12 protein-coding genes are annotated in these 11,739 nt (G+C 58.2%); all 12 read left to right on the top strand.

Features of this window, described 5'->3' with window-relative positions:
• Positions 1-29: 29 nt before the first annotated feature.
• The 12 genes from hpaD (K3727_03215) to K3727_03160 all read left to right on the top strand — a co-directional run bounded on the left by hpaD (K3727_03215) (position 30) and on the right by K3727_03160 (position 11,729).
• The gene (gene hpaD, locus K3727_03215; GenBank protein UWQ91831.1) at positions 30-884 is read left to right on the top strand and encodes a 3,4-dihydroxyphenylacetate 2,3-dioxygenase; all 855 of its coding nucleotides are present in this window, start codon (positions 30-32) and stop codon (positions 882-884) included.
• Positions 885-935: 51 nt separating this feature from the next.
• Entirely contained in the window at positions 936-1,769 is an 834-nt protein-coding gene (locus K3727_03210) for a GNAT family N-acetyltransferase (GenBank protein ID UWQ91830.1), read from the top strand.
• An 18-nt stretch (positions 1,770-1,787) separates the two neighbouring features.
• Positions 1,788-2,768 (top strand): 3,4-dihydroxyphenylacetate 2,3-dioxygenase, encoded by a 981-nt coding sequence (gene hpaD / locus K3727_03205; GenBank protein UWQ91829.1) that lies wholly within the window; start codon positions 1,788-1,790, stop codon positions 2,766-2,768.
• A gap of 35 nt (positions 2,769-2,803) precedes the next feature.
• Entirely contained in the window at positions 2,804-4,213 is a 1,410-nt protein-coding gene (locus K3727_03200) for an aspartate aminotransferase family protein (protein ID UWQ91828.1), read from the top strand.
• The gene (locus tag K3727_03195; GenBank protein UWQ91827.1) at positions 4,213-5,085 is read left to right on the top strand and encodes a fumarylacetoacetate hydrolase family protein; all 873 of its coding nucleotides are present in this window, start codon (positions 4,213-4,215) and stop codon (positions 5,083-5,085) included. The genes K3727_03200 and K3727_03195 overlap by 1 nt, the downstream gene beginning before the upstream one ends.
• Entirely contained in the window at positions 5,082-5,882 is an 801-nt protein-coding gene (gene hpaH / locus K3727_03190; GenBank protein UWQ91826.1) for a 2-oxo-hepta-3-ene-1,7-dioic acid hydratase, read from the top strand. The genes K3727_03195 and hpaH overlap by 4 nt, the downstream gene beginning before the upstream one ends.
• 11 nt (positions 5,883-5,893) lie before the next feature.
• Positions 5,894-6,664: an HpcH/HpaI aldolase/citrate lyase family protein gene (locus tag K3727_03185; GenBank protein UWQ91825.1), complete on the top strand. Its 771-nt coding sequence runs from the start codon at positions 5,894-5,896 to the stop codon at positions 6,662-6,664.
• A gap of 148 nt (positions 6,665-6,812) precedes the next feature.
• On the top strand, positions 6,813-7,988 hold the full coding sequence (locus K3727_03180; protein UWQ91824.1) for a substrate-binding domain-containing protein: 1,176 nt from the start codon (positions 6,813-6,815) through the stop codon (positions 7,986-7,988).
• Positions 7,989-8,077: 89 nt separating this feature from the next.
• Entirely contained in the window at positions 8,078-8,854 is a 777-nt protein-coding gene (locus K3727_03175) for an ABC transporter ATP-binding protein (GenBank protein UWQ91823.1), read from the top strand.
• Positions 8,847-9,569 carry an ABC transporter ATP-binding protein gene (locus K3727_03170; GenBank protein UWQ91822.1) on the top strand — a complete coding sequence of 241 codons (723 nt, stop codon included), beginning with the start codon at positions 8,847-8,849 and terminating at the stop codon, positions 9,567-9,569. Before K3727_03175 ends, K3727_03170 begins: the two co-directional genes overlap by 8 nt.
• Positions 9,570-9,630: 61 nt before the next feature.
• On the top strand, positions 9,631-10,662 hold the full coding sequence (locus K3727_03165) for a branched-chain amino acid ABC transporter permease (GenBank protein UWQ91821.1): 1,032 nt from the start codon (positions 9,631-9,633) through the stop codon (positions 10,660-10,662).
• Positions 10,659-11,729 carry a branched-chain amino acid ABC transporter permease gene (locus tag K3727_03160; protein UWQ91820.1) on the top strand — a complete coding sequence of 357 codons (1,071 nt, stop codon included), beginning with the start codon at positions 10,659-10,661 and terminating at the stop codon, positions 11,727-11,729. The genes K3727_03165 and K3727_03160 overlap by 4 nt, the downstream gene beginning before the upstream one ends.
• Positions 11,730-11,739: the final 10 nt, after the last annotated feature.

Raw genomic sequence — 11,739 nt, 5'->3', positions numbered from 1 at the left:
CCCCTCACCCCAACCAACTGGAGGAACCAATGGGAGAAATCGTTCTCGCCGCCAAATGCACCCATGTGCCAACCATGTTGATGTCCGAACAGGACGGCCCCGTGAAGGGCAAACGCCAGCCTGCCATAGATGGCCATTACGAAATTGCACGGCGAGCCAAGCAGCTGGAGGCCGACACAGTGGTGATCTGTGACACCCATTGGGTGATCAACGCAGGATTTCACATCAACGCCAACCATCGGTTCAAAGGGCTGTTCACCTCGAACGAATTCCCGCAGTTCATTCAGGATATGCCCTATGAATATGCGGGCAACCCGGACCTGGGCGACGCGATCGCCCAGATTGCATCTGACAAGGGTGCCTACACTCTGGCGCATCATCTGGACAGTTTGGAACTTGAATACGGCACCCTGGTTCCCATGCGGTTCATGTCGCGTCAGCATTCAATGAAAGTTGTCTCGGTCGCCGCCTGGGCCACCGTACATGATCACCAGGAAAGCCGCCTGGTCGGCCAGGCCATCCGAGAGGCGGTCGAGGCCAGCGACAGCAAAGTCCTTCTGGTGGCATCCGGGTCGCTCTCTCACAAGATCTGGGCGAACAAGGATTACGCCGCCAACAACGGCACCTTTACCATCAGCAGCGAATTCAATCACCAGATGGATCTGCGGGTGCTGGAGCTGTGGCAAAATGGCGATCACGCCACCTTCCTCAAGATGCTTGGCGAATATGCTGAATTCTGCTGCGGAGAAGGATCCATGCATGACACTGCCATGCTGTATGGGGCGCTCGGATGGGACGCGTACGATGGCAAATGCGAAGTCGTCACCGACTATTTCCCCAGTTCGGGCACAGGCCAGACCAATGTGATCTTTCCCGTGACTTGAAACCCTGCGCCCTTAATCTGTGCAAGCAGAGACCCCAAAGGAAGCCCGCCCGTGATCGCTGAGACTTCAACAGATGACATCCTGTATGGGACACCTGAACAAATTGCCGTCGTGCGTCGGGCACGGGCCCTGTACAGGTTGGTGGGGCACAACCCCAGTTTCACGTTTCAGGGGCGGACTGTGTCCTATGTCGGCTGTCCGGATGAATCCCGGGCACAGATCGCGGATCGGGTCATCGACCTGTGCCGCCTTCAGGGCTATGCCAGTGCCCAGTTCACCAACAGATCGCACCGTGACGCCTATACCCAGGCCTATTCGGATGCCCGGCTGGCCCCAGTGGTGTGGGAGCAATATTGGGGCCGCGGCTCTGCGCTGACATCCAGCATCGCATTTCTGGAAGCATTCAGCCCCCCGACAGGTTTGCAGCTATGCGCTGTCACAGCTGACACGCCTGATCAGACGATCCATGACATCTGCCAAATGTCGGTCGACGCCGGTGTTTTGCCACCGTCCGGGTCGGTCATGCGGGGACAGGGGCCCAAAGGTGTCATGCTTTTTGTCAAAACCGGCGACGGCCAGGTCGTTGCCTCGGGCGGCGGCTACATGTCGTATCACCCAACCAGCACCCGTCACGACGAAGCCTTTTGGGGGATGCTCGCCACCCATGCAGATTGGCGCGGCCAGCGCCTGGCCTGCTGGGTTGGTGCCAAGACCATTCAGATCCTCGCCAACCAATTTGGTGCTCGCGGGTTTTCCAGCGGCGTCAAGGCCGACAACCCGTCATCACAGGCGATGTGCGCCCGTCTGGGAATCTACCAGTCCGATTATCTCTATGTCGGTGCAACTGATCCAATCCTCATGGGCACCACAGCCATAACCCGTTGATCCAAGGAAAGAACACGCATGCCAGTCCCCGCGCCAAACCTCTACCCGCCATTCAACATCGTTCGCCTGTCCCATGTGGAATACCGCGTCACTGATCTGGCTGCCTCACGTGCCTTTTACGTCGACATTCTAGGCCTTCAGGTCACTCAGGAAGACGACCACCGCATCTATTTGCGTGCGATGGAAGAACGCGGGCATCATTGTATTGTTCTGGTACAGGCTGATACGGCCGAAGTAGGCGTGCTGGGGTTCAAATTGTATGACGAACCGGATCTGGACAAGGCTGCCGAGTTTTTTGCCAGCCGCGACCTGCCGGTCGAATGGGTCAAACGCCCGCATCTGGGCCGTGTCTTGCGCACCCGAGACCCTTGGGGCATCCCGCTGGAATTCTATGTCACAATGGACCGGTTGGAGCCGATTCACCAAAAGTACAAGCTTTACAACGGGGTCAAACCCCTGCGAATTGATCACTTCAACATGTTCTCTGCCAACGTTGATGCATCGGTTGCCTTCTATAACGACATCGGTTTTCGGGTCACGGAATACACCGAAGATGACGAAAGCGGCCGGGTCTGGGCCGCCTGGATGCACCGCAAGGGCGGTGTGCACGATGTGGCCTTTACCAATGGTCTCGGCCCCCGCCTGCACCACACTGCGTTCTGGGTGCCAACACCGCTGAACATCATTGATCTGCTCGATCTGATGTCGACCACCGGCTATGTCGCCAATATCGAACGCGGCCCTGGACGGCACGGAATTTCAAACGCGTTTTTCCTGTATGTGCTGGACCCGGATGGCCACCGGATTGAGATCTATTGTTCAGACTATCAGACTGTTGACCCGGATCTGGAGGCGATCCGCTGGTCGCTCACCGATCCGCAGCGCCAGACCCTGTGGGGCGCACCGGCCCCTCGCAGCTGGTTCGAAGAAGGCTCGACCTTTGAAGGTGCCACGCCAATGGTCAGCGACCTCAAGGCCCAGCCGATCATCGCACCCTGACCACATAAACCTATTCGGAACCGGAGAGAACACAGATGAAATGGGATGAATTTGCCGGATGGGGCCACAAGGTTTCGGATTGGGCGCAGGAATATCACCAGACAATTGGCGAACGCCCAGTCCGTGCGCAGACCCAACCAGGAGATATTCTGAACGCACTGCCGGTCAACCCGCCGGATGCCCCCGAAGCCATGGAAGACATCTTTCAGGATTTTGAGGACATCGTGATGCCGGGCATGACCCATTGGCAGCACCCCAGGTTCTTTGCGTATTTCCCCACCAATGCGACGCCACCGTCAGTGTTGGCCGAATATCTCGTCGCCACGCTGACCGCGCAATGCATGTTGTGGCAGACATCTCCGGCCGCGACCGAAATGGAAACAAGGGTGCTGGACTGGCTACGTCAGGGCATGGGGCTACCGGATGCGTTTTCCGGTGTCATTCAGGACAGCGCCAGCGGGGCCACTTTGGCCGCGGTGTTGACCATGCGCGAACGCGCCCTGAACTGGCAGGGCAATACCAAAGGGCTGAGCGCGCATTCCGCCGTCCGGGTCTATGCCTCGAACGAAGTGCATACCTCAATCGACCGCGCCATCTGGATTGCCGGTATTGGCGAAGACAATCTGGTGCGCATTCCGATCCAGGGGCCAAACCGCGCCATGGATACCGAGGCCCTGCGTCAGGCCATTCAGGCCGATCGCGCCGCCGGGCTGCAACCGGCAGGGATCATTGCCTGTGTCGGCGGCACCGGCGTGGGGGCCACAGATGACATCGCCGCCGTGGCGCAGGTGGCCCAGGACGAGGGATTGTATCTGCACGTCGATGCCGCCTGGGCCGGCAACGCTATGGTCTGTCCTGAATTCCGCCCGATGTGGGCCGGGGTCGAACAGGCGGACTCTATCGTCTTCAATCCCTACAAATGGATCGGAGGCCAATTCGACGGCTCTGTCCATTTTGTCCGCTGTCCCGAAGATCTGACCCGCACGCTGGCGATCAGCCCCGAATACCTGAAAACTCATGGACAGGACGGTATCATCAATTATTCCGAATGGTCTGTGCCGCTGGGCCGTAGGTTCCGTGCACTGAAACTGTGGTTCCTGATCCGTGCCTATGGGCTCGATGGGCTGCGTGAACGGATCCGAAACCACGTGGCATGGTCGCGCAAGCTGCACGACAAATTGGCCGCCACGCAGGGGTTCGAGATCGTCACTTCGCCGATGTGGTCGCTGTGGTCGTTCCGCCTGATCCGTAAAGACGTTGATCTGGACGCGTTGAATCTACGGTTGGTCAACGCCATCAACAATGACGGTCGGATTTATCTGACCCAAACCCGCGTCGACGGCAAACTGGCAATCCGCTTTCAATGCGGCCAATTCGACACCACCGAACAGGACGTCATGATGGCCCATGACGTCATCACCGAAATCGCAGAAAGGCTGAGCTGATGCGTATTGCGTCCTACACATCCAACGACACATCGTTTTATGGCGCTGTCTCTGACGCGGGCATGATCGCCCTTTCACCTGATTTCCCCCAATGGGCAACCTTGCGAGATGTCATCGAAGCAGGGGCCCTGCATGATCTGGCCGTTGCCGCACAGGACAAACCTGTCACCCATCCAAACGGCACGTTTGATTATCAGATCCCGATCCCCAATCCGGAAAAGATCATCTGTGTTGGTGTGAACTTTCCGGACCGCAACGCCGAATACAAGGATGGGCAGGACGCCCCGCCCAACATGTCCCTTTTCATCCGGTTTCCCCGTTCGTTCACAGGCGCGGGGCAACCGCTGATCCGCCCGCCGGAAACCCCCCAGCTGGATTACGAAGGCGAGATTGCCATTGTCATCGGCAAAGGTGGGCGCCGCATCCCACAGGATCGGGCCTATGACCATATCGCCGCCATTTCCGTCTGTAACGAAGGCACACTGCGTGATTGGGTGCGTCATGCCAAATTCAACGTGACCCAAGGTAAAAACTGGGACAACTCGGGGGCCATCGGCCCCTGGTTGGTGCCGTTTACCGCCGCTGCCCAGCTGGATGACGTGCGTCTGACAACCAAGGTCAACGGCGAACTGCGGCAGGATGATCGCACCAGCCGCATGTTGTTCCCGATCAAACGGCAGATCGAATATATTTCGACCTTTACCACGCTGGTACCGGGCGATGTGATCATCACAGGCACACCCACTGGTGCCGGAGCGCGGTTCGATCCGCCGAAATTTCTGAAACCCGGTGACGTGATCGAAGTCGAGGCCGAAGGCATCGGCAAACTGGTCAACACCGTCGCGGATGAATTTGAAGAGGGGACAGCATGACCCCCGAACAACATGTCCAGGCCGCAGAAACCCTGTTTCGCGCCGATCAGTCAGGGCAGCAATGCGGACTGCTTTCGCTGCAATACCCGGGAATGACGCTGGATGATGCCTATGCCGTACAAAACCAGTTGATCGCTCTCAAATTGGCATCAGGACGCCACAAAATCGGCTGGAAGATTGGCCTGACCAGCCGCGCCATGCAGGATGCGCTCAAGATCGACACGCCTGACAGCGGTGTCCTGCTGGACGACATGGCGTTTGACAACGACAGCATTGTACCTGCGGGTCGCTTCATCCAACCCCGAATAGAGGCCGAAATCGCCTTTGTCATGCGGGCACCGCTGGCCGGGGCCAACTGTACCCGTGACGATGTAGTCAAAGCGACTGACTATGTGGCTCCTTCGCTGGAAATCCTTGATACCCGCATTTTGCGTGCAGATCCCGAAACCGGAAAGGCCCGCGTTGTGACCGATACGATCAGCGACAATGCAGCCAATGCCGGTGTGGTTCTGGGCAAGCAAAGACATGGAATTGGGGACCGAGACCTGCGTTGGACAGGGGCCATCGTGTCCCGCGACGGAGTAGTCGAAGAAACCGGGTTGGGTGCCGGTGTGCTGAACGACCCGGTGACTTCGGTCCTGTGGTTGGCCCGGCGCATGGCCGAATATGGACAACAGATCGACGCCGGGGATATCGTGCTGTCAGGATCCTTCATCCGCCCAATTGAATGCCCTCCGGGGTCCGAAATTTCTGCCGACTTCGGCGACTTCGGAGCCGTCAACATTTCCTTCGCCTGAAAGGTTCGCCCATGCCCGCCCCCACAAACACCTTCAAACAGGCCCTGGCCGATGGCGACCGCCAGATCGGCTGCTGGATGAGTTTTGCCGAAGCCAGCATTGCCGAAATCATGGGCACCGCCGGGTTCGACTGGCTGGTGATTGACGGAGAACATGCCCCTAACGATATCCGGTCCATCCGGGACCAGGTGATGGCGCTCCAGGCAAGCCCATCACACACGGTCGTACGGGTACCTATTGGTGAAACATGGATGATCAAACAGGTTCTGGATGCTGGTGCCCAGACAGTTTTGGTACCGATGGTTGAAACCGCCGATCAGGCCCGCGAAATGGTCCGCGCCTGTACCTATCCTCCGTTGGGGACCCGAGGCGTCGGCGCGACAGCCGCGCGCGCCACCATGTTCGGCTCTGTCAGCGAATACATTCAGACCGCCGATGATGAAATTTGCCTGCTGGTCCAAGTGGAGAACCGCGCCGGGATCGACGCGCTCGACGATATTCTGGCCGTCGAAGGCGTGGATGGAGTCTTTATCGGCCCTGCCGATCTGTGCACCGACATGGGATACGCCGGCAACGCAGCTGCCCCCGAGGTGCGCGACGTCATCGCCGACGCGATCGAACGGATTGCAGCTGCTGGTAAGGCCCCAGGCATTCTGGGGGTCACCGAAGAGGCCACCCAGACGTATTTCGACATGGGTGCCCAGTTCCTGGCCGTCGGCATCGATGTACTGATCCTGGCCCGCACAGCGCGCAACCTCGCAACCTATTGGAAAGGTAAATAGCACCGGGCGCGGGCATACGTATTTACGCATAATTGACCGTTTCACCCTCGCGCCGGTACCTTGAAACAATCAAAGGGAGAGTGCGCCCAGTGCCTGATCCGGAACCATCAGGTCAGGACGGCAGGCGCACCATCAGGGAGAACACATTGTGAAACGTCTAATTGCTGCAAGCATGGTGTCGGCTCTGGCGCTGGCCTCGGCTGCCACAGCCGACATCAAGATCGCCCATATCTATGGCAAGACCGGCCCATTCGAAGCCTATGCCAAACAATCCCATGATGGGCTGATGTTGGGGCTGGAATATGCAACGGGCGGGACCATGGAGATCAATGGTGAAAAAATCATCATGATCGAAAAGGACACCCAACTGAAACCCGAAAACGGCAAGGCGCTGTTGGAAGAGGCCTATGGCGACGACGAAGTCGACCTGGCCATCGGCCCGGTCAGCTCAGGCGTGGCGCTGGCGATGCTGCCGGTGGCCGAAGAATATGAAAAGATTCTGTTGGTAGAACCGGCTGTGGCCGACAGCATCACCGGTGCCAACTGGAACCGCTACATCTTCCGCACCTCACGCAACTCATCCCAGGACGCAGTGGCCAGCGCGATTGCTCTGGCCGGTGACAACGTGCATATCGCAACGCTGGCGCAGGACTATGCCTTTGGCCGCGACGGCATCGCCGCTTTCCGCGAAGCTTTGGCAACCAAGGGCATCAGCCTGGTGCACGAAGAATACGCCCCCACCGACACCACCGATTTCACCGCGCCGGCGGAACGGATATTCAACGCCATGAAGGATCTGGACGGCACCAAGAAGCTGTTCGTGATCTGGGCCGGTGGCGGCAACCCGCTGAGCAAGATCAATGCCATGGATCCGGGTCGGTTCGGCATCGAATTTGCCGGGGTTGGCAATATCCTGGCGGCGCTGAAATCCTACAAGGAATTCCCCGGAATGGTCGGGGCCACCTATTATTACTATGAACTGCCCGACAATCCGGTGAACGACTGGTTGGTCAAGGAACATTTTGACCGTTTCGGCACGCCGCCTGATTTCTTTACCGCCGGGGGCATGGCCGCAGGTATCGCCGCAGTCGAAGCGATCAAGAAGGCTGGTAGCACCGACACCGAGGCGTTGATCACCGCGATGGAAGGCATGGAGTGGGAAACCCCCAAGGGCACCATGCAGTTCCGCCCCGAAGACCATCAGGCGATGCAGACCATGTACCACTTCAAAATCCGCGTGGATGACGATGTGGAATGGGCAATCCCGGAACTGGTTCGTGAACTGACGATCGACGAAATGCCAATCCCCATTCGTAACCAGTAATTGCTTTTCCTGCTGGCCCAGCGTTCAATTTGCTCTGGGCCAGCATGGCGATGCCGGTCCTCGTAGATGGACCCGAGCAAGAGTTTCAAATGACTTCTCCCCTTCTCAGCACCACGGACCTTACGGTTCGGTTCGGCGGTCATGTCGCGGTTGATGCCGTGACCTGTGACTTTCACCCTGGCCAACTGACCGCCATTGTCGGCCCCAATGGCGCAGGCAAAACCACCTATTTCAACCTGATCTCCGGGCAGATCCCCGCCTCATCGGGGCGGGTCGAGCTGCGCGGCCAGAACATCAGCGGTCAATCCGTATCTCAACGCACCCGCGCCGGGATCGGACGGGCGTTCCAATTGACCAGCCTCTTCCCAAATCTATCGGTTCTAGAAAACATACGTCTGGTCGTGCAGTCCAAGGCTGGACAGGGGTTCAACCTGTTTTCCATGGCCAGTCGCCACGCCGAACTGACCGATGCCGCCGAAGCCATCCTGAAACGTGTGCGCATGATCGACAGCCGGGATCAGATCGTATCTGAGCTGAGCCACGGGGATCAACGCAAATTGGAAGTGGCGTTGTTGATTGCACTGGATCCGGCGGTGTTCATGTTTGACGAACCCACGGCAGGAATGAGCGTGGATGAAGCCCCCGTGGTGCTGGACCTGATTGCCGAGCTCAAGGATCAAAGCGACCGCACGGTTTTGCTGGTGGAACACAAGATGGACGTGATCCGCACGCTGGCCGACCGGATCATCGTGCTTCATAACGGAGCGCTGGCCGCCGATGGTGCTCCTGCTGAGGTCATGGCATCCGATGTGGTCCAAGAGGCCTATATGGGCCGCGGGTTGGAAGGGATCCTGGAAGATGTCTGATCCGATCCTGAAACTCGAAGGTGTGTTCACGAACATCGCCCAGTATCACATTCTGCAAGGTGTCGATCTGGAGGTGCCACGCGGTGCTGTGACCATGCTGCTTGGGCGCAATGGCGTGGGCAAGACCACGACCCTGCGCACCATCATTGGCCATTGGCGGGCCCATCAGGGGCGGGTGATGTTCAACGGCGAAGACATCACCTCAACGCCAACCCCGACAATTGCCCGGATGGGAATAGGGTTTGTACCCGAAGATATGGGCATCTTCTCGGACCTTACCGTCGAAGAGAACATGGTACTGGCCGCAGTTGGCGGGCCTATCAATTCTGCACGGCTGGATTGGATTTTCACCGCCTTTCCTCCGCTCAAGACCTTTTGGAAGTCCGAAGCCGGAAACCTGTCTGGTGGGCAGAAACAGATGTTGTCCATTGCCCGCGCCATGGTCGAAGAACGCCAGCTGTATCTAATTGACGAACCAACCAAGGGACTGGCACCCGCAATCATTTCCACCATGGCGCGCGCCTTGAAGGACCTGAAGGATCGGGGCGCTTCCATCTTGTTGGTCGAACAGAATTTTGCAGTGGCACGCGCCCTGGGCGACAGCGCCAATGTGATGGACGACGGACGGATGGTCTGGTCAGGGGGCATGGCCCAATTGGGAAGCGATGCAGAGTTGCAGGAACGGCTGATGGGCCTGAGCATGGAGACCCACTGATGCACATGTGGCACGATCCGAGTTCAGGTATTTTTGACCAGAAAGAAACAGGAGTGCGGTCATGACGACAGCCCCCGAACATGCTCCCAAGATGGCACAGGCCGGTTTGGCAGAGCGGCTGGGCCCCTACATCCCCATGCTGCTGGTTCCGATCCTTGTGGTTCTGGGATTTTGGGCCATTCCCAATACGTCCAGCTGGTTGACGTTGACCGTGTCAGGGTTGGCGATGGGGATGATGATCTTTCTCATGGCTTCGGGCCTGACATTGGTATTCGGTCTGATGGATGTGATCAATTTCGGTCATGGTGCCTTTGTGTCCGTTGGAGCCTTTGTCGGTATTTCGGTCATGTTGATGATGGGCCATATGGTCGAGTCACCGTCGCTGATGCTGAACCTTCTGGCAGTTTTGATCGCGGTGGTTGGTGCCATGGTCGCCACGGGTGCCATGGGGTGGGCCTTTGAAAAAGTCATCGTCGAACCGGTTTATGGTCATCATCTCAAGCAGATTTTGGTGACTATGGGCGGGCTGATCGTGGTCGAACAATTGCTGATCGTGCTGTGGGGGCCTGAAGAGATCTATTTCACCCGCCCCGAGGCGCTGAAAGGCGCGATTACCTTTGCCGGTGCAGCGCTAGAGAAATTCCGGCTGGTAGCCGTGGTTGTCGGCCTGGTGGTGTTTCTGACAATGCGCTGGGTGCTGCGAGGCACCAAGATCGGGCTGATCGTGCGCGCCGGCGTACAGAACGGCGAGATGGTGCAGGCGCTTGGCTATCACCTGCGGCTGGTGTTTGTCGGCGTCTTTGTTGCGGGTTCCGCGCTGGCCGGTCTGGGCGGGGTGATGTGGGGGCTGTATCAGGAGGTCATCACTGCGCATATGGGCAACCAGGCGATGATCCTGATCTTTATCGTGGTCATCATTGGCGGGTTGGGCAGCGTCGAGGGCTGCTTCATCGGTGCCTTGCTGGTGGGCTTGATGCAGAATTATGTCGCGTTCCTTGAGCCAAAAGCGGCGTTGATCTCCAATATCGGCCTGATGGTCGCAATCCTGATGTGGCGCCCGATGGGCATGATTCCGGTGGTAAAGGCGAAATGATACACTCCGTTCTGTCTGGCGACCTGCCCCGGTCGCGTATCTTGTCCTTTGTCCTTCTGGGCATCCTGGTCTGCCTGGCCTTGGCTCCATTCCTGTTTCCGGGCGTGCGTACCGTCGATACCGCCGCACGGATCTGTGTGTTCATCGTTCTGGTGGCCAGTTATGACCTGTTGCTGGGCTATGGCGGCATCGTCAGTTTTGCCCATACCATGTTCTTCGGCATCGGTGCCTATGGGGTGGCTTTGGCCTCGACCCATATGGGGCGCGGGTTTGATGCCATTGCCGTTGGCGCGGTCTCAGGCGCGATGATTGCCGCATTGCTGGCACTGGTCATCGGGTTGTTTTCGCTGCGCGTTCGGGCCATTTTCTTTGCGATGATAACGCTCGCAGTGGCATCGGCCGTAGCAGTGCTGGTCAGCCAGCTTTCAGGGTTGACCGGCGGTGAGGATGGGCTGACCTTCAAGACCCCCCGCGCGTTGGGTCCAGCATTCAAATTCGGCAAGGAGACATTTGACGGCACCCTGTTCGGGGTCAAACTGAACGGCAAGCTGTTGGCCTATTATTTTGTCTTTGTTGGGACGCTGGTGTTGTTCCTGTTCATGCTGCGGGTGGTGAATTCCCCGTTTGGGCGCGTGTTGCAAGCCATCCGCGAAAATGACTTTCGCGCGGAATCCATTGGCTACCGCGTGGTTAAATACCGGGTGGCGGCGACCTGCCTGTCAGCAGCCATCGCGGCGCTGGCCGGATCGCTCTATGCTGTTTGGCTGCGATACGTAGGTCCGGACACAACCCTGTCGATGGAGATCATGATCGACATCCTGTTGATGGTCGTGATTGGCGGCATGGGTACCATGTATGGTGCCATACTGGGTGCAACGCTGTTTGTGCTGGCCCAGAATTATTTGCAGACCCTGATGGGCGCGGCATCAGGGTTGGTCGAGGGTATTCCCATCCTACCCGAACTGCTCAGCGCGGACCGCTGGCTGTTGTGGTTGGGGGTACTCTTCATCCTCAGCGTCTATTTCTTTCCGACCGGGATCGTCGGGCGGCTGCGCAACCAGGGCTGATCGCCGAGGT

Source organism: Rhodobacteraceae bacterium M382 (assembly GCA_025141015.1).
Taxonomy (GTDB): domain Bacteria; phylum Pseudomonadota; class Alphaproteobacteria; order Rhodobacterales; family Rhodobacteraceae; genus Aliisedimentitalea; species Aliisedimentitalea scapharcae.
This window is presented reverse-complemented; position numbering and strand designations above follow the sequence as displayed.